The following is a 22,945-nucleotide window of genomic DNA, read 5'->3' on the forward strand; positions in this document are numbered from 1 at the left end:
CATTCCTGTATAGACAGGTTTATACATGTAGGGCCAATGTGACGGGACACACAACCTCGGCCCCGAACGCATCGGTTTCCGCCTGAACGATCTCGGGAGAATGGTTTGAACAAGACCGCCGAAGTGCTGACCCGTGGGCTCAATGCCCGGCACATACGTTTCATCGCGCTCGGATCGGCCATCGGGACCGGCCTGTTCTACGGTTCGGCCGAAGCGATCCACCGCGCGGGCCCGTCCGTGCTGCTGGCCTACCTCATCGGCGGCGCCGCGATCTACATCGTGTTGCGCGCACTGGGCGAGATGGCGGTGAGCAACCCGGTCTCCGGATCGTTCGGCGAGTACGCCAGCAAGCACCTCGGCCCGCTGGCCGGGTTCATGACCGGCTGGACCTACACCTTCGAGATGATCATCGTCTGCCTCGCCGACGTCACCGCGTTCGGCGTGTACATGGGCTTGTGGTTCCCCGACGTGCCCCGCTGGATCTGGGTGCTATCGATCATCTTCTTCATCGGCGCGATCAACCTGCTGCACGTCAAGGTGTTCGGCGAGGTCGAATTCTGGTTCAGCCTGGTCAAGATCGTCGCCATCGTGGCCATGATCGCCGGCGGCATCGCCATCCTGATCTTCGGTTTCGGCGTCCACGACACCAGCACCGGCGTGTCCCATCTGTGGGCCGAAGGCGGGTTCTTCCCCGAAGGGTTCGGTGGTTTCGTCGCCTGCTTCGCGATCGTGATGTTCGCCTTCGGTGGTACCGAGATCATTGGAATCACCGCAGGTGAAGCCGAGAATCCGGAGCGCACGATCCCGCGCGCGATCAATACCGTCCCGGTCCGGATCATCCTGTTCTATGTGCTGACGCTCGCCGTCATCATGGCCATCAACCCGTGGCAGACCATCAGCGGTGAAAGCAGCCCGTTCGTTCAGATCTTCCAGGGCCTCGGCATCGGCCCGGCCGCCACCGTGCTCAATATCGTGGTGATCACCGCGGCGCTGTCGGCCATCAACAGCGATATCTTCGGCGCGGGCCGGATGATGTTCGGCATGGCCCAGCGCGGTCAGGCGCCCGCGGTGATGAAGCAGGTCTCCCGCAATGGCGTGCCCTGGATGACGGTGGTCATCATGACCGTCACGCTGCTGGTCGGCGTGCTGCTCAACTACCTGATCCCGGACAAGGTGTTCCTGGTCATCGCCTCGATCGCCACCTTCGCGACCATTTTCGTCTGGTTGATGATCCTGCTTTCGCACTACCGCTCGCGCCGCCGGATGAGCGCCGAAGAAGTCGCGGAGCTGAAGTTCCCGGTGCCGTTCTGGCCCTACGGGCAGCTGATCACCATCGGGTTCCTGGTGTTCGTCATCGGCGTGATCGCCTTCGACACCGACAGCCGGGTCGCGCTGGTCGTCGGCGTGGTGTGGCTGGTGCTGCTGTTCATCGCGTATCGCCGCTGGGTACGCCCGGAGCCCGAGCAGGAAGGCGTCCCGGTCGCCGAACCGGTGACCGAGCCCGCCTGATTTTCGTCCTACTACCTATTTCGGAACGGAGAACAATTGTGAGTATGGAGACCTTGCGACGCACCGAGCGGGCAGCGGGCGATATCGCCGAGGCGGTCGTCGTCGGCGTCGGTCCTGTCGCGGCCGAGGACGTGGTGCGGGTCGCCAGGCACGGCGCCCCGGTGCGGCTGTCGGAGGACGCGCTGGCCGCCCTCGCCGAAAGCCGCAAGCGGATCGAGGCGCTGGCTGCCGACCCCAAGCCCGTCTACGGCGTGTCCACCGGGTTCGGTGCTCTCGCGGTCCGTCATATCCCGCTCGAGCTGCGTAAGCAGTTGCAGCGCAGCCTGGTCCGTTCACATGCCGCCGGTTCCGGTCCCGAGGTGGAGCGTGAGGTGGTGCGCGCGCTGATGCTGCTGCGCCTGTCCACGCTGGCCACCGGTCGCACGGGTGTGCGTCCGCAGGTTGCGCAGGTCTACGCCGATCTGCTGTCGGCGGGCATCACGCCGGTGGTGCACGAATTCGGCAGCCTCGGCTGCTCCGGTGACCTGGCGCCGCTGTCGCACGTCGCGCTCGCGGCGATCGGCGAGGGCACCGTGCGCGATGCCGACGGTGCGCTCATGCCCGCCGCGCAGGCGCTGGCCGCCGCGGGCATCGAGCCGGTCGAACTCGAGGAGAAAGAGGGCCTCGCGCTGATCAACGGCACCGACGGCATGCTCGGCATGCTGGTGCTGGCCTGCCACGACCTGCGCAAACTGCTCCAGCTAGCGGACGTGACCGCCTCGATGAGCGTGGAGGGCCTGCTCGGCACCGACAAGGTCTTCGCCGCGGATCTGCAAGCCCTGCGCCCGCAGCCCGGCCAGGCCGTCGCCGCCGCGAATATGACCCGCCTGCTGGCGAATTCCCCCATCGTCGCCAGCCACGCCACCCCCGACTGCACCGTCGTCCAGGATGCCTACTCCCTGCGCTGCGCCCCCCAGGTCGCCGGCGGCGCCCGCGACACCCTCGCCCACGCCGAACGCGTCGCCGCCTGCGAACTCGCCAGCGCCGTCGACAACCCGGTCGTCACCCTCGATGGCCGAGTCGAATCCAACGGCAATTTCCACGGCGCCCCCGTCGCCTACGTCCTCGACTTCCTCGCCATCGTCGTCGCCGACGTAGCCAGCATCAGCGAACGCCGCACCGACCGCTTCCTCGACAAGGCCCGCAACCACGGCCTGCCCCCCTTCCTCGCCGACGACCCCGGCGTAGACAGCGGCCACATGATCGCCCAGTACACCCAGGCGGCCATCGTGTCGGAGCTGAAGCGCCTGGCGGCTCCCGCCAGCGTCGACTCGATCCCGTCATCGGCGATGCAGGAAGACCATGTGTCGATGGGCTGGTCGGCGGCGCGCAAGCTGCGTCGTGCGCTCGACGGGCTCACTCGGGTGCTGGCCATCGAGGCACTGACCGCCGCCCGCGCGTTGGACCTGCGCGCCCCACTCGAGCCGTCGCCCGCCACGGGCGCCGTGCGCGCGGTGCTGCGCGAGCACGTCGAGGGACCCGGCCCCGACCGTCACTTGTCGCCGGAGATCGAAAAGGCCGTGGCGCTGGCCGCCTCCGGCGCGCTGCTCGCGGGCGCGGAGTCGGTGATCGGTCCGCTGGACTGAGTTACGTCCCGGAGCGCCGGATGATTTCGATGTCCCTGCCGTTCACGAGCGGCAGGGACATCGCGCAAATGGCCTCAGCGACTTCCGGCAGAACTTTGTGCTTCGACGAAGTCGACCGGAACGGGCGTCGAGCAGGATGCTCTGGTCGGATTCACTCACGGTCAGGGAACTCCTGATCGACCATCGCGTCCATGTCGGCGCGCCATTCGGCATAGTCGATCTCGGGCAGACAAGCGCTGGTGCGGGCGAGGTCGGCCACGGGAACGAAGCCACGCGCACCGCGGGATCTCCTCCGCACGGACTTCGCTCGGAATTCGTACTCCCCCTGGGGAACGTCATCGATATCGACGTCGACCGGCATCCCCTCGGCGATGGTGTTGATGCTTTCGCCGTGTACCGCCGACAGGTGAAACCAGGCGAGCCTGCCGTCGTCGGTCTTGACGACGCCGGTGCCGTTGCGCGGCTTCCACCGCCAGATGATCCCAGCTACCACTCTCGTCGCCCCCTCATCGATGTGCCGGTCGCATCTATCCTCACCCGGAACCGGCAGGCCATCAAAGTTCGTCATCTCGGCGCAGCCCCTCCAACAACTCCTCGAGCGTTCGCCGTTCACTAGGCATCCCATACGGATCCAGCGTCGACCAGGTGCCGTCATCCCAGTGAACCCACCCACACAGCTCGTCCTCGGGATCGGTCACCGCACATACCGCTCGGCCCGCTGATCAGGCGTGATCGCCCCCACCGCAACCAGCGTCCGATACGCATCCCGCTTATGCGGACAACTCTCGATACTGCACCTGCGATGCGACTGCATCACCCCATGTGCCATCCGCACCGACATCCGAGGTGCTCGCTCGGTGATCGGGGGTTCATCCTCGCTGAAGGTGTAGGGCAACACGTAGATCAGGCCGAGCAGCAGCACGGCGACCGAACCGGCCACGGCGAATGCGGCGATGTAGTCCGACATCGAACCCCCTGCGGTTGTTGGTTGTTGGGAACCGCCCGGCGCCGAGGAATGAGGGGCACGCACCCGGCGCCGGGGGCTGGTTCAACAGTCGCCTTTCGGGGCTATCGCTGGTAGTCGACTGCGGGATACCGTGGGCTACTGCGGTATATCCGCGTGCGACGGATCTCCCTCGAGGGGGTAGGAGATTGGTTATGCAGGTGAGGTGGACAGGCGCGGAGGCGACGGCACTGCGACTTGCGCTGGATGTCTCCCAAAGACGATTCGCGGAGCGGTCGGGTGTGGCTGTCGCCACCGTGAAGAAGTGGGCTGCGCGTGGTGCATGGCTGACTTTGTCGCCCGAGTGCGCGGCGATTATGGACACGATGCTGGCGCGGGCGACGGATACCCAACGGGCGGCCTTCCTGACGTTGAGTGGGCGAGCCCCCGGACACAATGTCGGTGCGGTGGCGTGGCTTGGAAGCGAGACTGCCGACTGCATCACACAGGCTGGTGAACTGACCCTGAAGGACTTGACGATGGACCGACGTCAGGCTGCGCGAACGCTTCTCGGTGTGGCACTAGGCGCGAACTTGATCGACAGCCTCGACCGTTGGCTATACACCGATCATCGTGGCATCGAGCACACCAGCGCGTCTGTCGGACTGCAAGAGGTCGAAGAACTCGAGGCAGCCGCGCGGGCCTTTCGCGATTGGGACGACCAGTTCGGCGGTGGGCTACGCCGCAAGGCGGTCGTCGGACAGCTGTCCGAAGTTACCGACTTGGTCCGCGAAGGCCAGCCACCAGAAGTCGACCGGCGTCTACGATCGGTGATGGCTCAGCTGGCTGAGACCGCCGCGACCATGTCGTGGGACTCGGGCCAACAGAGCACTGCCCAGCAGTATTACGTGCTCGCTGCACGCGCCGCGAGCAGCGCCGATGATCCCGCTTTCTGCGCGAATGCTCTCGCTGGGATGGGCCGCCAACTGCTATCTCTGGAGGGCACGACTGGAGCCGGTGAGGCACTGGAGCTGATCCGGCTCGGCCTCGAACGAGGCGCGAACCGACTCACCCCTGCCGTCGAGTCCATGCTCCACACGCGGGAGGCGTGGGCGTACGCGCAGCTGGGTCGCCCGTCGGCGTTCCGTCGAGCGTGCGAGAAGGCCGTCGAACGGCACGCAGATGTCCGACCAGACGTCGAACCGTTTTGGGTCGAGTACTTCGACCGAGCTGAACTATTCGGAACGGTCGGCGGCCGACTTCTCGAATTGGCCCGCAGAACGCCGAGCTTCGCATCCGAGGCGGCCGAGCAGATCACGACTGCGGTCGAACTGCGCCGCCCGGACCGGCTCCGCAGCGCCGCCCTCGATCAGCTTGGCCTTGCCGAGGCTCGGCTGATCCAGGGCGAGCTCGAAGAGGGGTGCCGGGTCGGCCATGATGCGCTGGCGGTCGTCGAGCGGACGCGATCAGACCGAGTCAGAGTGAAGGCCACTAAAGTTCTCGCCCGGACCGAGCGAGTCAAGGGTGTCGGCGTCGTCGCCGAATTCCGCGACCGGCTGCGTCCCCTGGTCGCCACGTAGGGAAGGAGCGCTGTTGCGCGTCGCTGTCACCGGCCATATGAACATCACCCCGGACACGGGAAAGTTGGTCTACGACCGAATCGTTCAAGTCTTGTCCGGGTACGACGACCTCATCGGCGTCAGCTGCATCGCACGAGGCGCGGATTCGGTTTTCGCCCAGGCCATCGTTGATTGCGGTGGACGGCTCGAAGTAGTGCTGCCCTCGCGGAACTATCGCGAGCGCAAGGTCAAACCGGATCACGCCGAACTGTTCGACAGTCTCTTGGCGCGAGCCGACACCGTGCACGTCATGGACTTCGACGCCGCCGGCCGCGAGGCATACGAAGCAGCCAACGCACAACTGCTCATCGGCGCAGACCAGCTGATCGCGGTGTGGGACGGGAAGGTCAGCGAACGCGGCGGCACTGGAACCGTCGTCGACCTAGCTCGGGAAGCCGGTGTACCTGTCGAGATCGTGTGGCCCGAAGGATCCGAACGGGACTGATTCATATGTGGATTGGCGCCCACAGGGAGCAGCAGTCGCTAGTGGCACATGGCAGTGGCAACCGTCGAGCATACTTTCAGGCTGGGGCCACTCGCGCAGAAGGACTCAGAATTAGCGCCTCACGCCGAACACCGCACGGTCGATTCCGCGGGGGTATCGAATGTTGGCCTGAATCCAGATCGCCACAGATAGACCGCTCACTTGCCAAGCGGCGCCACCAGCACATTCCTACGAGGGTTCCGGCTGCACGCCATCTTCGTACACGCCGAACGTGGTGCACATGGTCGGCGGACACGCGAGTTCCGCCCCGCTAGTCGCAGTCGCGGTCCCGCGGGTGGGGCAAAGGTCTAGTCTGTACGGGTTGACCGCCAAGCGCTGTCTCCCCCTTGAGCTTAGCTTCGTTTGATGTGCCGTTCACTGTGTTCCCGCTTTAGAAAGACGTGCAGCGTGAAGGTTTTGGGTGTCGTGGTCTCCGCCGGTGTTCTCTACTACGGGGCACTGGATGCGTCTGTGGGTACCGCAGCATTCAGGGCAACCGCCGGGGCTCCCGGTCGTCTGGTTCCCGCAGCTGGCCTGGCAGGCGCAAACCGGTTGGCGGACACGTTCTTGAGGATCACTCAGGACATCCGAGTCCTGGAGCCAGACGCTGTTGTCCTCGTCGGAACACGTAAGCACAGCCAGTGGAAGTACCGAGACGCGGTTGAACGCATCTCCCTGATCTCGGCCCTCATTCTGTCCTGCACTCAATTGGATGTGAGATATGAGGAGTTGACCACTGAGCGGATCGGCAAGGCGCTCGGTATCCCGCCTGCTTCTTTGGACTCATTCCGTCACGAAAGGATTGGAATGTTACAAAAGCCGCCGTATTGGGCGTCGGGGCGAGCAATCGCGTTCGCTGCAGCAATGGCGTATATCACAAACGGATCTGAAGGCTGACGGTCTGTGTCGCGATGATGAAGGAGACGGGCTAGTGAATCAGAGCGAAAGACAGCTCACGCTCAATTACGAGTGCCTTCACAGCATGCCCAGTGGATTGCGGGAGGTTCGCGTCTGGTGGGATCCCGTCTTGGAGAACTGGCTCGTCGGTAAACGTATCGACCTGTCGGAAGTGCATGACGGTGCAGATCTTGTCGAGCCACGCGTGATGGAGATGATCGATCACCCCAACGTGGTTAAGGTGCGATCTGTCGCGACGGTGGCAGGCTTTCCGGCGCCCATGCGGGTGGTCGAAGTGTTGATGCCCTACTATGAAAAGGGCAGCATTACAGATGCTCTCGATGCGGACGAACACTTCACCGTTGGACAGGCCATGCGCATCATTCGAGCGGCGCTACAGGGGCTCGCAGAAATGCATGAGCGCTATGGCATCCTGCACCGTGACGTGAAGAGTCCCAATCTTTTCCTCACCGGCGATGCGCAGACCGTAAAGATCGGAGACTTGGGCCTGGCCGGGGCGATGGACGAATCTGGCAGAGCGCCTTGTGTAAATGCTCCGCAGCTGTATGCTCCACCCGAACTGCTCACAGGTGGAGGCCTCACTCGGGCGGCCGACTTGTACTCATTGGGCGTTGTCCTGCTCGAACTGCTCCGCGGCAAGTTCGATTACGACTCCTACTCGAAGACGCACACTGTAGATTCTCTGCTCAAGGGGCAATCACCGCTGCGTGCCGAGGATTTGTCCTTGCCCGTTTGGGTGTGTCGGTCTCTACGCAAGATCGTTCAGAAAGCCATGGATCCGGAGCCGTCGCGCCGCTTTCAATCGGCCCGTGAGATGAGCGACCAGATCGCCCGTGTCAAGAGCGCTGACTGGCAGCAAACGGCGTCTGAAACCTGGGAAGCACCATTCCTCGGCAACGGCCGGGTACGCATCAGAATCACTGCGGAGAGCGCACGCGGCGGCGGCCTGACGCTCATCACGCAGAAACGTAAAACGACGTCATGGCGACGCGTCGGCGAGGATGTGCAAGTGACCGACTTGCACCACCATCAGGCGCGGGCGGTATTCGAAAGGGCGAATAGTCTGGCCGTCAGCTGACTTACAGCCAAATCTATGGCGCGATCTCGCTCAGCTGTGGCGAAGTTAAAGGTCGTATCGCTGCAGAATTCCTCCGACGCCTCGAACCGTGCCGAAGTACCCACTCCCGCAGGGATAAGTGCTCCCGCCTGCGCTAAACCCCACACCTCTGCGCGGATGCGGCGCGGATTAACCCCATACTCATTGACAAGCGGCAAAACGACGTTTCCCCAGGCGTCTCGCTGCGCTTGATCCATGCATTCCCATAGCAGTTCGACCAGTACTTCGGCAGCCCAGGATTGCCGAGGTATAGTCCGGTCGGGGAGCCGAGAGATGCACAGCATCAGCAGGGCACCCTGTGGTGAAAGCGTGTTCACAGTCAGCTCCTTGCCTTGTTTGAACCTGCTCGGGAGCCTCGTGCCTTAGCTTGCCTCACCTTGCAAGGCGCCGCAAGGCCAGAATGAGCGAGCTTCGAATATATGTTCGAATCGTTATGACGTGGTTGGCGAGGCGGCTGCTTACTTCGAAGGTGCCGACGTGCAGCTCCTGATCGGCGCGGTCTTCTGCTCGCAGCCTGGGGCCGGGAGGATCGGTGCGCGGCTCACACTTGACGCAGCGGGTGCGTAGGCGAGATTCTCCCGGCTCACGCACCGTCGTGTCCGAAGGGTCCGTAGGCCATCGAACAAATCGGCCTACCGACCTTCTCGCGCTAGTTACCGACGAGACCGTGCCATCGGGCCCGCGACTAGAGAGGACGTTCTACGGTGCAACTGCTGAACGGCAACCCATGGCCTGAGCTGTTCGGGCAATGTCGGCGTGACGCATTCCACCTGGAGGTGCGCGACTCGAATGCGGTTGCGAACGAGTCCGAACCATTCCGCCGGTTTCTCGACGGCGAACCCGACGATAGCGAGTGGTTCGAGCCGTGGGCACGCCTCGTGCGGGAGACGACGGGTCGCGGCGTGAAGATGACCCGCGTGCGAGTTGTCACTGTTCCGCATGCCGACTACCAGCGATGGTTGCTGGCCTTGTCCGAGCTGAACGTTGCAGCCGGCGAGGACATCCGTTACCTGCCTCGCCACTCAGGGGGCGCGAGTTCCATTCCACTAGATGATTTCTGGCTGCTGGATGATGTCCGGGCCGTCTTCAATCTTGTGAACGAGGAGGGCAGCGCGGCAGGCGCGGCCGCACTGACGGTTGACCCGGCAGTTGTCAGGCTCTGTCGGGGCGCAAAAGAGCGGCTCTGGCAGCTGGCCACGCCGTACGCCGAATATGTGTCCGGGATCGGTACTTGACGGTGATCGGCTCGATCCGCGTCTAACTGGCGGGGTCGTACGCGAACGCCCGCACCTCTTGCGCGCATCGGCAGGCAGTCGCGAGTTTCGCCGCCCATTCCAGCCGCCTCGGGGGAAGGTAGCTCGAAGACCGCGTAGCCGCCCTCGAGCTGCTTTGTCTGCGGGTAGGTGCCCTCGGTCACGATGCCGTCCTCGCCGACCAGCACGGGCGGAACGTTGTCGTCGATGCCACCGCCGAACACCCAGACGCCGGCGGCTTTCGCTTCCTCCACCACCGCGTGCGCCGCGTCCGACACTGCGGGTAGCTCCTCGTCGGGAACGATCATGGCGGCACTCGGGAACGAGATCAGATACTTCGTCATGTAGCGACTCCCTCCTGTTTCAGGATCGGACTCAGCCGCGTGCGCTGGCTCTGGCGCGGTGGGAACTTCTTGCCGAGGAGCTTCTCAGCCTGGCGTCGCCGCGCCTCAACCTGTTCCGGGGACAACGTCACCTCGACAGCGTGCAACGGTTGCTGTGTCAACGCGCTCATCGCTGTCCTCCACGACTATTGCCTGAGTACGCCACATGCTACGCGCATCGTCCTAAGCGTTGGCCTAGGCGATTGTGGTGTTGTGTTCAAACGCGCGATGACCTCGGAGCTGCCCCTCACGCAGCTCCGAGGTCGTCGAGCCCAAGGCGGGGGGAATCAGCTCTCCTGCATAGGAATCCGAACCCCACGCTCCCGCGCGACATCAGCCGCATGCTCATACCCGGCATCCACATGCCGGATCACACCCATGCCGGGATCATTGGTCAGCACCCGCTCCAGCTTCTGCGCCGCGAGTTCGGTGCCGTCGGCGATACACACTTGACCGGCGTGGATGGAACGTCCCATGCCGACGCCGCCGCCGTGGTGGATGGACACCCACGAAGCCCCGGAGGCGGTGTTGAGGAGCGCGTTGAGCAGCGGCCAGTCGGCGATGGCGTCGGAACCATCTGCCATGGCTTCGGTTTCGCGGTACGGCGAGGCGACCGAACCGGAGTCCAGATGGTCGCGGCCGATGGCGACGGGCGCGGAAAGCTCCCCGGACGCCACCATTTCGTTGAACTTCAGCCCCGCGCGATGACGTTCGCCGTAGCCGAGCCAGCAGATGCGCGCGGGCAGGCCCTCGAACTTCACCTTTTCGCCTGCCATGGTGATCCACCGCTTGAGGTGCTCGTTCTCCGGGAACAGCTCGAGAATCGCCTTATCGGTGGCGGCGATGTCCTTCGGATCACCCGACAGCGCAGCCCAGCGGAACGGGCCGAGGCCCTCCTCGAACAGCGGGCGGATGTAGGCGGGAACGAATCCGGGGAACTCGAAGGCGCGGGCGTAGCCACCCTTGCGGGCTTCGTCGCGGATGGAGTTGCCGTAGTCGAAGACCTCCGCGCCCTTGTCCATGAAGCCGACCATGGCTTCGACGTGCTTGGCCATCGAGGCCTGCGCCTCGGTGGTGAACCAGCCCGGATCCTTGTCGGCGAGCTTGTGCCAATCCTCGAGCGCGACGCCGATGGGCAGGTAGGACAGCGGGTCGTGGGCCGAGGTCTGGTCGGTGACGATGTCGATCGGCGCGTCCATTTCCAGCAGCTGCGGGAAGATCTCGGCGGCATTGCCGACCAGGCCGATGGACAGCGGCTTGCGCTCGTCGCGCATCTTGATGGCCAGGTCGAGCGCATCCTGCACGGTGTCGACCTTGGTGTCGAGGTAGCCGTGGTCGATGCGACGGTCGATGCGGGCCGGATCGCAGTCCACGCAGATCGCGACGCCGTCGTTCATGGTGACGGCCAGCGGCTGCGCGCCACCCATACCGCCCATGCCCGCGGTCAGGGTGATGGTGCCGGCCAGGGTGCCGCCGAAGCGCTTGCGGGCCACGGCGCCGAAGGTTTCGTAGGTGCCCTGGAGGATGCCCTGGCTGCCGATGTAGATCCAGGAACCCGCGGTCATCTGGCCGTACATGATCAGGCCGAGCTGCTCGAGCTTGCGGAACTCTTCCCAGTTGGCCCAGTCGCCGACCAGGTTCGAGTTCGCCAGCAGCACCCGCGGCGCCCACTCGTTGGTGCGGAACACGCCGACCGGCTTACCGGACTGGACGAGCAGGGTTTCGTCGGATTTCAGCGTCTTCAGGGTGCGCACGATGGCGTCGAACGCCTCCCAGCTGCGCACGGCCCGGCCGGTGCCGCCGTAGACGACGAGGTCGTCGGGGCGTTCGGCCACCTCGGGGTCGAGGTTGTTCATCAGCATCCGCAGCGCGCCCTCCTGCTGCCAGCCCAGCGCGCTCAGTTCGCTGCCGTGTGCGGCGGCGACGGGACGGGGGCCGGATCCTGGCGGGGTGGAAGCCTCGGTCATGGGTTTTCTCCTCGAAATGACGAATGTGTGCCGGGTCACTGAAAATCAGGATTTAGGTGTATAGTCCTGTATATACAACCACCTGTCAAGCGTCCTCAGCGGAAGCGATGACTTTCCGCTCGGAAGGTAGTGACATGAAGGCAACGTCGATGGCTCCGGTGCGAGATTCGAATGCGGGGGTGCGGCACGAACGATCCGGTAGCGATTGGGACGACCGCTTCCTGGCCCTCCCGATCACACGCGACCTGGCCCGCCACTACATATCGGCCATACCAGAAGGCTATAAGCAGGACGTCGATCCGGGTAGCGCCCCGGACGACATCGCCCGCCTGGAACGCCTCGGCCCCGACGTCATCGACCTGGCGCTCGAGCGGACCCCCGGATCGAGTGCCGAATGGCGGCTGACGCTCTACCTCGGCGGCCGCCCGGCCTCGCTGAGCGAGGTGCTGCCGATTCTGCAGAGCCTCGGCGTGGAGGTGCTCGACGAGCGGCCGTACGTCATCGCCAATACCGCCGCGATCGACTGCCGGATCTACCGGTTCTCCCTGCGCTACCCCGAGCGGATGCTGCCGCCGCAGCTCGACGAGGCCGGCTTCGCCCGCCGCTTCACCGCCACCTGCGCCGCCATCTGGCACGGGCGCGCGGAAGCGGACCGCTTCAACGAACTGGTGCCCCGCGCCGGGCTGGACCACCGACAGGTCACCGTGCTGCGCGCATACGCGAACTACCTGCGGCAGGGCGAATTCCCGTACAGCAGAGCCCATATCGCGAGCGTGCTCGGTGAACACCCGGGGCTCACCGCAGGCTTGATCACACTGTTCGAAGCCCGGTTCGATCCCGGAGCGCCGGCGAATGCGGCCGATCCGCTGCTCGAAGTGCTGGAGGAAGGCATTGCGGCGGTGCCCGGTCTGGACGCCGACCGCATTCTGCGCGGGTACCTCAGCGTCATCCTGGCGACCTTGCGCACCAACTACTACGTCCACGCCGAACCGGACGCCTGGACCTGCCTGTCCTTCAAGTTCGATCCCCAGCGAATCCCGGAACTGCCGTCGCCGCGGCCGCGCTTCGAGATCTACGCCTACTCACCGCGCGTCGAGGGCGTGCACATGCGGTTCGGGACCGTCGCCCGCGGCGGGCTGCGCTGGTCGGATCGCAAGGAGGACTTCCGCACCGAGGTGCTCGGCCTGGCGAAGGCGCAGGCGGTGAAGAACGCCGTCATCGTTCCCGCGGGCGCCAAGGGTGGTTTCGTGGTGAAACGTCCGCCCGCGCCCACCGGCGACCCGGCGGCCGCTCGGGAAGCGGTACGCGCCGAAGGGATTCGGTGCTACCGCTCGTTCATCGCCGGAATGCTCGACCTCACCGACAACCTGGACCTGAAATCCGGCGCGGTGATCGCGCCACCGCGCGTGCGCCGCCACGACGGCGACGACACCTACCTGGTGGTCGCCGCCGACAAGGGCACCGCGACCTTCTCCGACATCGCCAACGACGTCGCGGCGCGATACGGGTTCTGGCTCGGCGACGCCTTCGCCTCCGGCGGTTCGGTCGGCTACGACCACAAGGCGCTCGGCATCACCGCGCGCGGCGCGTGGGAGAGCGTGAAACGGCACTTCCGCGAACTCGGCGTCGACACCCGAGCCGAGGATTTCACCGTGGCCGGTATCGGCGATATGAGCGGTGACGTCTTCGGTAACGGGATGCTCGCGTCCCGGCATATCCGCCTGGTCGCGGCCTTCGACCACCGGCACATCTTCCTCGATCCGAACCCCGACGCCGCGCTCTCCTTCGCCGAACGGTCCCGGCTGTTCGCGAAGCCGCGATCGTCGTGGGCCGATTACGCGCCCGAGCTGATCAGCGCCGGTGGCGGCGTCTGGGAACGCACGAGCAAGGCCGTGCCGATCAGCGGCGAAGTGCGGGCAGCGCTCGGGCTTTCCCATGACGTCACCCGCATGACTCCGCCCGAGTTGGTGCGCGCGATCCTGCGGGCACCCGTGGACCTGCTCTGGAACGGCGGCATCGGCACCTACGTCAAGGCGAGCACTGAAACCCATCTGGATGTCGGCGACAAGAACAACGACGCCGTCCGGGTCGACGGCGCCGAAGTGCGCGCCAGGATCGTCGGTGAGGGCGGCAATCTCGGGTTCACCCAGCGTGGCCGGATCGAATACGCGCAGGCCGGCGGCCGGATCAACACCGATGCACTGGACAATTCGGCGGGCGTCGACTGCTCCGATCACGAGGTCAATATCAAGATCCTGCTCGACGCCCTGGTCGGCGCGGGCAGGCTCGACACCGCCGAACGCAATGAGCTGCTGGCCGCGATGGCTGCGGAGGTGTCCCGGCTCGTCCTGTCCGACAACACATCCCAGAACCAGCTCATGGGCACCAGCCGGGCCAGGGCGGCGGCCTCGATCGCGGTGCACGGCAGGCTCATCGAACACCTCGAGGCCACCATCGGTCTGGACCGCGAACTGGAAGTGCTGCCGAGCAAGAAGGAGATCACCGCCAGGCGACGCGACGGCCGAGCACTCACCTCACCCGAGCTCGCCACCCTGCTCGCGCACGTCAAACTGGGATTACAGGTCGATCTGCTCGCCGGCGACCTGCCCGACAGCCCGGCGTTCGCCGACGACCTCGCCGACTATTTCCCGCGACAACTGCGCGAGCAATACGGTGATGCCATCGCCGAGCATCCGCTACGCCGCGAAATCGTGGCAACAGTGTTGACCAACAATGTCGTCGACAACGGCGGCATCACCTACGCCTACCGGCTGTCCGAGGAATCCGGCGCCAGCAATGCCGACGCGGTGCGCGCCTTCGCGGTGGTCGCAGCGATATTCGACCTGCCGGCGTTGTGGCGCGATATCCGCGGCAGCGGGCTCAGCGCCGAACTCACCGACGAACTGATCGTGCTCAGCCGCCGACTGCTCGACCGGGCGTCGCGGTGGATGCTGACCCAGCGTCCGCAGCCGCTGGCGGTCGGCGCCGAGATCCGGCGCTTCCGCGACCAGATCGCCGAGCTGACGCCGCACGTCGCGGGCTGGTTGTCCGGCAGCGACGCAGCGAATCTGCGCGCCCGCACCACCGCATTGACCGACCGGGGTGTGCCCGAGGAACTCGCCGGCCGAGTGTCGTTGCTGCTGGACCGGTTCGCGCTGCTCGACATCATCGAGGTCGCCGAGATCTCCGGCCGCCCGCCCGCTGCGGTGGCCGAGGTCTATTACCTGCTCGGCGAGCGGCTGCACGTGGTGCCGCAACTGGTGGCGGTCTCGCAGCTCGAACGCGGCACCAAATGGAACGCCCTGGCCCGAGTCGCATTGCGCGACGAGCTGTACGCGACGATCCGGGCGCTGTGCCAGGACGTGCTGGTCGACGGCGAGCCCGGCGAGCCGGCGGAGGACGTCATCGGCGGTTGGGAGCACCGCAGCGCGGCCCGGCTCGACCGCACGCAACGTATCCTCGGGGCAATCTCGGAATCGGGCGACCGGGATCTGGCGGCCCTGTCGGTCGCGACCAGGCAGCTACGGGCGCTGGCGCGATGACGAGGGCCGGTGCGAAGCCCCAGGAAGCAAGGGAACGGATGTCGGTGGTGGCGATCGAAGTAGTCGACACGGAGCTGGCCGCGGTCTACAGCGGACTGGGGACCGAGTTCGCCGCATACGAGCGCGTCAAGCAGCTGATCGTGTCGCAGATCAAGGGCGGCCGGTGGCAGGAGGGCGATCAGATCCCCTCGGAGAACCAGCTCGTCAACGCGCTGGGCCTGTCCCGGATGACGATCAACCGCGCCCTGCGCGACCTCACCGCCGAGGGCGTGCTGAACCGGGTGATGGGTGTGGGCACCTTCGTCGCCCCGACCAAGGCGGCGTCACCGCTGTTCGAGGTCAAGAACATCGCCGACGAGATCTCCCAGCGCGGTCACCGCCACCGCACCGAGGTCGTCTTCGTCCGCGCCGAAGAAGCCGAGCCCGGGCATCCGGCGCTCGGTAACGACCTGGGCGGGAAGGTCTTTCATTCGCTGATCGTGCACTTCGAAGACGATGTGCCGATCCAGGTGGAAGACCGCTACGTCAACCCGGCCGAGGCGCCGCAATACCTCGAACAGGATTTCACCAAGCAAACCCCGAACACCTATCTCAGCGAGGTGGCGCCGCTCGAACGCGGCGAACACGTCGTCGAGGCGGTGCTGGCCAGCGCCGAGGAATGCCGGCTGCTGGGCGTCGCGCGGTCCGAGCCCTGCCTGCTGATCCGCCGCCGCACCTGGTCACACAGCGGGCTGGTGAGCTCGGCGCGGTTGATTCATCCGGGGTCGCGGAGCCGGTTGGAGGGGAGTTTCGGAAGCGGGCAGGGCTGAGCCTCGTACGGATTCACACCCGGCGAACCACGTAATGCGCGCGACCCAGGCCGGCCCGCGGACCTGCTCGGCATACGGCTTGCCGACGGGGCAACCCGGCCGGTGGCGTCGGGCTCGGCGCTGACACAGTCGCGCCCGTTCGAGGAGCAGGCCGGCCGACCGCGGACGCGGCCCTGTGGCTGCGCTTCGCCGCGCGTGTCAATCGCGACCGAGCGCGGCGGCTATCCGGCCGGCTGCGGCAACGGGATCCTCGTGTTCCCAGATCCGGATGACCCGCCAGCCTGCCGCGGCGAGCGCGTCGTCGGTGGCGCGATCGCGGGCGACATTGCCGGCCAGCTTCTCCGCCCACCATTCGGCATTGTTCTTCGGATAGGTGGCGTGCTGCGGGCAGCTGTGCCAGAAACACCCATCGACATAGACGGCGACGCGCAGACGGGGGAAAACCACATCGGCGCGGCGGCGTTGGCCGCGGATCGGCGCGCGGTCCACGAAATAGCGCAGCCCGCGGCGGTGCAGTTCCCGGCGTAGGGCGAGTTCGGGTGCGGTGCCCGCGCGGCGTTGCCGAGACATCCGGGCGCTGGTCGCGGGGTCGGTGGGCGGGCGCTGACTGGTCACGGTGTGTCCAGCGCGCGCGGCAGCGCATTCATGCCGCCCAGCCGCCCATGCGATCGAGGTGTGATTCCACATCGTCCAGAAAACCCGGCGGAAAGCGGAGACTGCCCATCGCGGTGCGGCGCAGGAAACCGGCGGTGGCGCGGGCCGAGAGCAGTCGGGAATCGGTGAGGAAGTTCTTCAGGTCCTCATACGGCTCGTGCACGGGCCAGGTGGAGACCGGGACCTCGAAGGCAGTGCCGTTGTGGCCCCACGCCGCGACCGGCCACGGCTTGCCGGGCGGCAGCGGACGATCACCGGGTAGTGGTTCCAGCGGTGCTGCGAGCCGGGCGCCCACCCACGACGCCATGCGGACACTCACCGCATTGCCGACCAGTTTCCAGCGGTGGCCCTGCCGGATACCGGGCACCTCCGTGGCGGGCGCGGTCCAATCAGGATCGAAACCCTGCAGCATCTCTCCGTCGACGATGCCCGGCGTGACGATCTCCCCAGACGGCAACCGCACTGCCGGCGGGCTGGCGATACCCAGCCCGGAACCGCCCTTGAGCGTCGGTACCGCGTTCACCGCCCAGCCCAGTCCACGCACGCCTTCGGTCCAGTAGAAGCCGCACGGATCGCTGCTCGCGTCGCCGACCGTGCGTGCGCCCGCGTCTTCACCGAACAGCACGCCGCGCGGGTCCTCGGTGCGGGAGGCGAGCATGAGCACACGGTTGCGCCGCTGCGGCAGCCCGAACGCGCGGGCGTCGACCACTCGATAGGCCCAGGTGTAGCCGAGTTCCTCCAGCGCCGCGGTGATATGCCGCATGGCGGCGCCGCGCCCGAGTTGCAGCATGAACGGAACATTCTCGATCAACAGCCAGCGCGGCCCGCGTTTGCGGCGCACCAGCCGGAAAACCTCGTCCACCAGGCCGGACCTGTCGCCGGTGATGCCTGCGGTGCGTCCGGCCTGCGAGAGGTCCTGGCAGGGAAATCCGGCGGCGACCAATTCTGTGCCGGCCGGAATCGAGCGCAAACGAGTGATGTCGGCCTGCAACGGGATCTCCGGGAACCGCGCCGACAGCACGCCCTGCGCGCCCGGATCGATCTCGCACAGCAGCTCGGTCTGCCAGCCGTGTTCGGCCAGCCCGAGCTCGAGCCCGCCGATCCCGGCGAACAGCCCGACCATCCGCGCGCCCGTCAACGAACGTCCTCTCCTCAGCGGAATCCTGCCCGCGCACCTTGCCCGATCCTTGACGGAACGTTACTCGAGTTTCCCGCGGGGCTGATCACCTGAGTGTCGTGCCGACGTGGTCTAGAGCCGCATTTCGTTCGTGCACTCGAACTCGCGCACGTCGGCCGCGGTGATCTGCACATCGAGTTCGCCGGAGGTGCCCTCGCCGCGGAACACCTCGACCGCGGCGCGGTTGGTCCAGCGCTCGTAGACATTGACCCGGTCCGGTTCCAGGAGGTCCGCGCCGAGCGTGAAGTCCAGGCAGCCGGGCGCCTCCCGCGCCTGTTCGACGACCTCGCGGCACGCCTCGAGATAGCGGTCGCGTTCGGTGACTCGAAGATATCCGGCGACGATCAGCACACTCGGAGTCTATGACCGGTCGCAGCCGTGCGGGCGGGAAGAAAATCGGTTGGCTGTTCGTTGTCGCGGTGCCAGTCTTGTTGGACCCAATTGTTGTCATACCCCGCTGCGATCATCGAAGGCGTCGCCGGTATCGGGGTGCGGATCACCGGAGACGTCGCTGAACAGAAGGGGGAGATTTGTCCGTCGCGTTGGACGTGCCTTCCGCTGAAGCGGAGGCCGACAGACCACAGCCGCCCGCGCCAAGGGGTGGGCGGCGCGCTTCGCTGCTCAGGTTCTGGCCGTACTTGCGGCCGTACCGAGTACAGCTGAGCGCCGCCACGGCGCTGTCGGTAGCCGCGATGCTGACCGCGGTGCTGACGCCGCTGGTGATCGCGCGGATCGTCGACGGCCCGATCGCGCGCGGCGATTTCGGGGGCATCGTCGGTCCGGTTCTACTGGTGCTGCTGCTCGGAGTGATCGAGGCGATCGGTGTGTGGGGCCGTCGATGGCTGCTGGCCAAGCCCGCCACGCAGTTCGAGATCACCATGCGGGCCAAGATCTTTCGGGAACTACAAACCCTGGCCATCGGGCGGCACGACTCGTGGGAGTCGGGGCAGCTGCTCTCACGAGCAGTCGACGATCTGGCCACCTTGCGCCGGTTCATCGGATTCGCCGGGCCGGTCCTGGTGATCCATGCCGTCGTGATCCCGGTCGGCCTGGCCGTGCTGGTGGCGATGAGCTGGCAGATCGGGGTGATCTTCGCTGTCGCCGCAGTGCCGATGACGATCATCTGCGTCCGGTTCGAACGCCGTTATGCCGTCGCCTCGCGGCGTTCACAGGACCAGTCGGGCGATCTGGCCACCACCGCCGAGGAATCCGCGCAAGGTATCCGAGTGCTCAAGGCCTTCGGCCGCGGCAGCTACTTCGGCAGCCATTTCACCGCGCAGGCCCGTGAACTCCAGCGCACCGAGATGTACAAGGTGCGCCTGGACGCCACGCTGTGGTCGGCGATGGTGGTGCTGTCGGAGTCGATCCTGGTGTTCGCGCTCGGATTCGGTGCGTACGCGGTGGTCAGCGGCACGATGACGCTCGGCGCCGTCGTCGGCGCGGTCACCCTCGCCACCTTCCTGCAATGGCCGATCATCTGGACCGGTTTCCTGCTCGCCGAGCTGAACGACGCGGGCACCGCCGCCGACCGGTACTGGGAGATCATCGACACCCCCATCGACATCATCGATCCGGCCGATCCGGTGCCGCTGCCGGAGCGGATCATCGGTGAACTACGCCTCGATGGTGTGCGTTTCGGCTTCCCCGAGGCCGAAGACGATGTGCTGCGCGATATTTCACTGACCGTCCGCCCCGGAGAGACCGTCGCGCTCGTCGGCGCAACGGGCAGCGGTAAAACCGCACTGCTCAACCTGATTCCCCGCCTCTACGACGTCACCGGCGGCGTCGTCACCATCGACGGTATCGATATCGCCGCCCTGCGGGTGCGGGATCTGCGGTCGCTGGTGGCGGTGGCGTTCGAGGATCCGGTGCTCTTCTCGGCGAGTGTGCGCGAGAACGTCGCGCTCGGCGATCCCGACGCCTCCGACGAGGACGTGCGCCGGGCATTGGAGATCGCCCAGGCCACGGAATTCGTGGCGAACCTGCCATGGGGACTGGATACCAGGATCGGTGAGCAGGGCCTGAGCCTGTCCGGTGGGCAAAGGCAGCGGCTGGCTCTCGCCCGCGCGGTGCTCACCCGGGCCGGGCAGGAAGGCCGTGCCCGCATCGTCGTCCTGGACGACCCACTGTCGGCGCTCGACGTGCAAACCGAGGAGAAGGTGCAGGAACGCTTGCGCACCGCCCTCGCAGGCGCCACCACGCTGCTGGTCGCGCACCGCCCCTCGACCGCCGCCCTCGCCGATCGCGTGGCCCTGCTGGCCGACGGCCGGATCGTCGCCGAGGGCACCCACGATCAACTGCTGCGTTCGAGCAGCCGCTACCGCGAACTGATGGGAGGTGAGTCATGAGCAGCGCCGAGGACGGCCAGGCAAGTGTCGCCGTCGCCGAGCGCACCGAGGAAGCCGCCGATTGGCGCGGAATCGCCAGTGAGGACAAGGAAGTCACCGAGACCGGCAACCTGGTGCTCGCGGCGCGGTCGCGGCGGCTACTGGCCGAATTGGTGCGTTCCTATCGCAAGCTGGCGGCGCTGGCTCTCGCCATCATCGTGGTCGACAACGCCGCGACCGTGGCGGGCCCGTTGTTCGTCGCCTACGGGCTGGACCGGGGCATTGCCGAAGGGCGCGTGGGCAACTGGGTTCCGCTGATGTGGGCGGTCGGCGGCTACTTCGGCGCCACGGTGCTCGGCGGGCTCACCACCTTCTGCTTCGTTCGCGTCGCGGGCAGGTTGAGCCAGAACGTGCTGTTCGATCTGCGGGTGCGGGCCTTCGCCCATGTGCAGAGCCTCGATGTCGGATTCCACGAGAAGTACACCTCCGGCAAGGTCGTCGCCCGGCTCACCGGCGATATCGAGACGCTGCAAGAGCTGCTGGAAGGCGCGCTCAACGAGGCATTGAGCGCGATCCTGTCGGTGCTCACCATCGCGGTGCTGCTGGTCTACCTGGATCTGACACTCGCCGCGGTCGTGTTCGCGGGCTTCGTGCCGCTGTTCCTGGTCACCCGCTGGGCGCAGCGCCGCCAGCGCGCCGGTTACCGCCGCACCCGCGGCGCCATCGCCAAAGTGGTGGTGCAGTTCGTGGAGTCGATGGGCGGCATGCGCGCGGTGCAGGCCTTCCGCCGCGAGGAACGCAACGAATCCGTGCTCGCCATGGAGGACGCGGCCTACCGCGAGGCCAACGTCACCGCGGTCCGCGGGATGGGCGAATACGCCGGCCTCACCCGCCTGCTCGGCAACCTCACCACCGTCGTGGTGATCATCGTCGGCGCCTGGCAGGTCATCGAGGGAAACCTCGCCGTCGGCGTACTGGCCGCCTACCTGCTGTACCTGAAGAACTTCTACGGGCCGCTCGATGAGCTGGCCCAGGTCTTCAACTCCTACCAGTCCGCTGCGGCCGCGCTGGAGAAGATCTCGGGCGTGCTGGAGGAGCAGCCTGCGGTCGCCGAACCGACGGAACCGGTCCCCCTCGGCACCATGGCCGGCGGGATGCGGCTGGAGCGGGTCTGGTTCGACTACGCGGCACCTCCCGGCGAATCGGACTCGGAGCCCGCTGAGCGGATGGCGGGCCATGTCGAGAACACGACCTGCGTAGGTGCGTCGCGCGGTCCGGTACTTCCCGAGATGACCCTCGATATCCCCGCAGGTCAGGTCGTCGCACTCGTCGGCCCTACCGGCGCGGGCAAGTCCACGCTGGCCAAGCTGCTGACGCGCTTCTACGACCCGTCCGGCGGCATCGTCACCCTCGACGGCATCGACCTGCGCCGGATCACCGACGCCGAGCTGCGCCGTCACGTCGTCATGGTCACCCAGGAGGCGTACCTGTTCTCCGGCTCGGTCGCCGACAACATCCGGCTGGGGAGGCCGGACGCCACCGACGCCGAGGTGCACGACGCGGCGCGCGCGGTCGGCCTGTACGAGTTCGTGATGGCGCTGCCGGAGGGATTCGACACCGACGTGCGCAGGCGCGGCGGCAGGCTCTCGGCCGGGCAGCGGCAGCTGGTGGCGTTCGCGCGGGTGTTTCTGGCCGATCCGGCGGTGATCGTGCTCGACGAGGCCACCTCGAGCCTGGACATCCCCAGCGAACGGCTGGTGCAGGACGCCCTGGAGACGGTGCTGCGCGACCGCACCGCGGTGATCATCGCGCACCGGCTGTCGACGGTGGCCATCGCGGACCGGGTGCTGGTGCTGGAGGCGGGCCGGGTCGTGGAGGACGGCGCGCCGCAGGAGCTGATCGCGGGTAATGGCCGCTTCGCCGGGTTGCACGCGGCGTGGCGCGAGTCGCTGGTGTGATGCGGTCATGACGGTGTTGTCGCTTACGGTAGATACGTGACGCACGCGACCGACGCAGCATCAGGCCAAGAGAGCCCGTCGCCCTCCCGGTGGCCCGCGGTCCTCACCTGGCGCGCGCATGACGCGACGCGGATGGAATCGGTCCGCGTGACGGTCAACGGCGACCGCATCCGTGCCACCGGCCGCATCATCGGCGGCGCGGGCGCCGAGCATCCGGCGTTCAGCGCCTCCTACGACCTGGTCACCGACGAGAACGGCGCGACACGACGTCTATCGCTGCGCAGCACCACCGCGGCGGGGGAGCGGCACGCCTCGATCTCCCGGGACGAGGAGAACTACTGGCTGATCGACGCCACCGGCACCCACATCCGCTCCACCTTCGGCGGCGCCCTCGACGTGGACGTGGTGCTCAGCCCGTTCTTCAACACCTTGCCCATCCGCCGCTTCGGCCTCCAGCACGCGGTGGAAGACGTGCAGGTCCCGGTCGTCTACGTCCGCCTCCCCGACCTGACCGTCCAGGAAGCCAGCCTCATCTACAGCAGCGCCAGCGACGGCATCAGCGTGCTGTCCCCGGTGTCGAGCGCGACCGTCACCGTCGACCCGGACGGTTTCCTGCTCGACTACCCAGGCCTGGCCGAACGCATCTGACACGTGGGGCGC

18 protein-coding genes and 1 pseudogene are annotated in these 22,945 nt (G+C 66.5%); 11 read left to right on the forward strand and 8 right to left on the reverse strand.

Going from position 1 to position 22,945, the window contains the following annotated elements:
* The first annotated feature begins 105 nt into the window (after window positions 1-105).
* Window positions 106-1,509: an amino acid permease gene (locus NOCYR_RS01000; protein ID WP_014348493.1), complete on the forward strand. Its 1,404-nt coding sequence runs from the start codon at window positions 106-108 to the stop codon at window positions 1,507-1,509.
* Window positions 1,510-1,553: 44 nt separating this feature from the next.
* The gene (hutH, locus tag NOCYR_RS01005; RefSeq protein ID WP_014348494.1) at window positions 1,554-3,134 is read left to right on the forward strand and encodes a histidine ammonia-lyase; all 1,581 of its coding nucleotides are present in this window, start codon (window positions 1,554-1,556) and stop codon (window positions 3,132-3,134) included.
* 151 nt (window positions 3,135-3,285) lie between these two features.
* Here hutH and NOCYR_RS01010 read toward each other — a convergent pair whose 3' ends face one another.
* The gene (locus tag NOCYR_RS01010; RefSeq protein WP_148280496.1) at window positions 3,286-3,747 is read right to left on the reverse strand and encodes a hypothetical protein; all 462 of its coding nucleotides are present in this window, start codon (window positions 3,745-3,747) and stop codon (window positions 3,286-3,288) included.
* 81 nt (window positions 3,748-3,828) lie between these two features.
* On the reverse strand, window positions 3,829-4,101 hold the full coding sequence (locus tag NOCYR_RS01015) for a hypothetical protein (RefSeq protein WP_048832542.1): 273 nt from the start codon (window positions 4,099-4,101) through the stop codon (window positions 3,829-3,831).
* Window positions 4,102-4,379: 278 nt separating this feature from the next.
* Between NOCYR_RS01015 and NOCYR_RS01020 the strand changes: the two genes are divergently transcribed.
* The 4 genes from NOCYR_RS01020 (at window position 4,380) to NOCYR_RS01035 (ending at window position 9,450) form a co-directional block, all read left to right on the forward strand.
* Entirely contained in the window at window positions 4,380-5,657 is a 1,278-nt protein-coding gene (locus NOCYR_RS01020) for a hypothetical protein (protein ID WP_148280497.1), read from the forward strand.
* A gap of 13 nt (window positions 5,658-5,670) precedes the next feature.
* Complete coding sequence (locus NOCYR_RS01025; RefSeq protein WP_014348497.1) at window positions 5,671-6,141, forward strand: hypothetical protein; 471 nt, start codon at window positions 5,671-5,673, stop codon at window positions 6,139-6,141.
* A 970-nt stretch (window positions 6,142-7,111) separates the two neighbouring features.
* Window positions 7,112-8,176 (forward strand): serine/threonine-protein kinase, encoded by a 1,065-nt coding sequence (locus NOCYR_RS01030; RefSeq protein WP_014348499.1) that lies wholly within the window; start codon window positions 7,112-7,114, stop codon window positions 8,174-8,176.
* 743 nt (window positions 8,177-8,919) lie between these two features.
* Window positions 8,920-9,450 (forward strand): DUF6879 family protein, encoded by a 531-nt coding sequence (locus NOCYR_RS01035; RefSeq protein WP_014348500.1) that lies wholly within the window; start codon window positions 8,920-8,922, stop codon window positions 9,448-9,450.
* Between the two features lie 22 nt (window positions 9,451-9,472).
* Here NOCYR_RS01035 and NOCYR_RS30870 read toward each other — a convergent pair.
* The 3 genes and pseudogenes from NOCYR_RS30870 to hutU all read right to left on the reverse strand — a co-directional run bounded on the left by NOCYR_RS30870 (window position 9,473) and on the right by hutU (window position 11,818).
* Window positions 9,473-9,812: pseudogene (locus NOCYR_RS30870) on the reverse strand (YciI family protein).
* Window positions 9,809-9,982 (reverse strand): hypothetical protein, encoded by a 174-nt coding sequence (locus NOCYR_RS29565; RefSeq protein ID WP_158430097.1) that lies wholly within the window; start codon window positions 9,980-9,982, stop codon window positions 9,809-9,811. Before NOCYR_RS29565 ends, NOCYR_RS30870 begins: the two are co-directional and overlap by 4 nt.
* Before the next feature lie 156 nt (window positions 9,983-10,138).
* Window positions 10,139-11,818: a urocanate hydratase gene (gene hutU, locus NOCYR_RS01045; protein WP_014348501.1), complete on the reverse strand. Its 1,680-nt coding sequence runs from the start codon at window positions 11,816-11,818 to the stop codon at window positions 10,139-10,141.
* A 107-nt stretch (window positions 11,819-11,925) separates the two neighbouring features.
* Between hutU and NOCYR_RS01050 the strand changes: the two genes are divergently transcribed.
* Window positions 11,926-15,360, forward strand: coding sequence for an NAD-glutamate dehydrogenase domain-containing protein (locus NOCYR_RS01050; protein ID WP_370012866.1), 3,435 nt, complete (start codon window positions 11,926-11,928; stop codon window positions 15,358-15,360).
* Window positions 15,361-15,398: 38 nt separating this feature from the next.
* Entirely contained in the window at window positions 15,399-16,169 is a 771-nt protein-coding gene (hutC, locus tag NOCYR_RS01055; protein ID WP_014348503.1) for a histidine utilization repressor, read from the forward strand.
* Between the two features lie 198 nt (window positions 16,170-16,367).
* Here the strand turns inward: hutC and NOCYR_RS01060 are convergent, their stop codons facing one another.
* The 3 genes from NOCYR_RS01060 to NOCYR_RS01070 all read right to left on the reverse strand — a co-directional run bounded on the left by NOCYR_RS01060 (window position 16,368) and on the right by NOCYR_RS01070 (window position 18,351).
* Window positions 16,368-16,739: a very short patch repair endonuclease gene (locus tag NOCYR_RS01060; RefSeq protein ID WP_048832545.1), complete on the reverse strand. Its 372-nt coding sequence runs from the start codon at window positions 16,737-16,739 to the stop codon at window positions 16,368-16,370.
* Window positions 16,740-16,812: 73 nt separating this feature from the next.
* A complete protein-coding gene (locus tag NOCYR_RS01065) occupies window positions 16,813-17,946 on the reverse strand; it encodes a DNA cytosine methyltransferase (protein ID WP_175587223.1) in 1,134 nt (377 codons plus the stop codon).
* 126 nt (window positions 17,947-18,072) lie between these two features.
* Window positions 18,073-18,351, reverse strand: a complete 279-nt coding sequence (locus NOCYR_RS01070) for a putative quinol monooxygenase (RefSeq protein WP_014348506.1) — start codon at window positions 18,349-18,351, stop codon at window positions 18,073-18,075.
* A 287-nt stretch (window positions 18,352-18,638) separates the two neighbouring features.
* Here NOCYR_RS01070 and NOCYR_RS01075 point away from each other — a divergent pair, with 287 nt between their 5' ends.
* The 3 genes from NOCYR_RS01075 to NOCYR_RS01085 are packed head-to-tail and all read left to right on the forward strand — an operon-like array spanning window position 18,639 to window position 22,933.
* Window positions 18,639-20,348: an ABC transporter ATP-binding protein gene (locus NOCYR_RS01075; protein ID WP_330981617.1), complete on the forward strand. Its 1,710-nt coding sequence runs from the start codon at window positions 18,639-18,641 to the stop codon at window positions 20,346-20,348.
* A complete protein-coding gene (locus NOCYR_RS01080) occupies window positions 20,345-22,285 on the forward strand; it encodes an ABC transporter ATP-binding protein (protein WP_014348508.1) in 1,941 nt (646 codons plus the stop codon). Before NOCYR_RS01075 ends, NOCYR_RS01080 begins: the two co-directional genes overlap by 4 nt.
* Before the next feature lie 36 nt (window positions 22,286-22,321).
* Window positions 22,322-22,933, forward strand: a complete 612-nt coding sequence (locus NOCYR_RS01085; protein WP_081505264.1) for a putative glycolipid-binding domain-containing protein — start codon at window positions 22,322-22,324, stop codon at window positions 22,931-22,933.
* Window positions 22,934-22,945: the final 12 nt, after the last annotated feature.

It is taken from the genome of Nocardia cyriacigeorgica GUH-2 (assembly GCF_000284035.1).
Classification (GTDB): Bacteria; Actinomycetota; Actinomycetes; order Mycobacteriales; family Mycobacteriaceae; genus Nocardia; species Nocardia cyriacigeorgica_B.

What these genes read in the sequence shown, in the direction of transcription:
- hutH (WP_014348494.1), top strand. Translation starts at nt 1,554, where the DNA reads ATGGAGACCTTGCGACGCACCGAGCGGGCAGCGGGCGATATCGCCGAG.
- NOCYR_RS01015 (WP_048832542.1), bottom strand. Translation starts at nt 4,101, where the DNA reads ATGTCGGACTACATCGCCGCATTCGCCGTGGCCGGTTCGGTCGCCGTG.
- NOCYR_RS29565 (WP_158430097.1), bottom strand. Translation starts at nt 9,982, where the DNA reads ATGAGCGCGTTGACACAGCAACCGTTGCACGCTGTCGAGGTGACGTTG.
- hutU (WP_014348501.1), bottom strand. Translation starts at nt 11,818, where the DNA reads ATGACCGAGGCTTCCACCCCGCCAGGATCCGGCCCCCGTCCCGTCGCC.
- NOCYR_RS01050 (WP_370012866.1), top strand. Translation starts at nt 11,926, where the DNA reads ATGACTTTCCGCTCGGAAGGTAGTGACATGAAGGCAACGTCGATGGCT.
- hutC (WP_014348503.1), top strand. Translation starts at nt 15,399, where the DNA reads ATGTCGGTGGTGGCGATCGAAGTAGTCGACACGGAGCTGGCCGCGGTC.
- NOCYR_RS01060 (WP_048832545.1), bottom strand. Translation starts at nt 16,739, where the DNA reads ATGTCTCGGCAACGCCGCGCGGGCACCGCACCCGAACTCGCCCTACGC.
- NOCYR_RS01065 (WP_175587223.1), bottom strand. Translation starts at nt 17,946, where the DNA reads ATGGTCGGGCTGTTCGCCGGGATCGGCGGGCTCGAGCTCGGGCTGGCC.
- NOCYR_RS01080 (WP_014348508.1), top strand. Translation starts at nt 20,345, where the DNA reads ATGAGCAGCGCCGAGGACGGCCAGGCAAGTGTCGCCGTCGCCGAGCGC.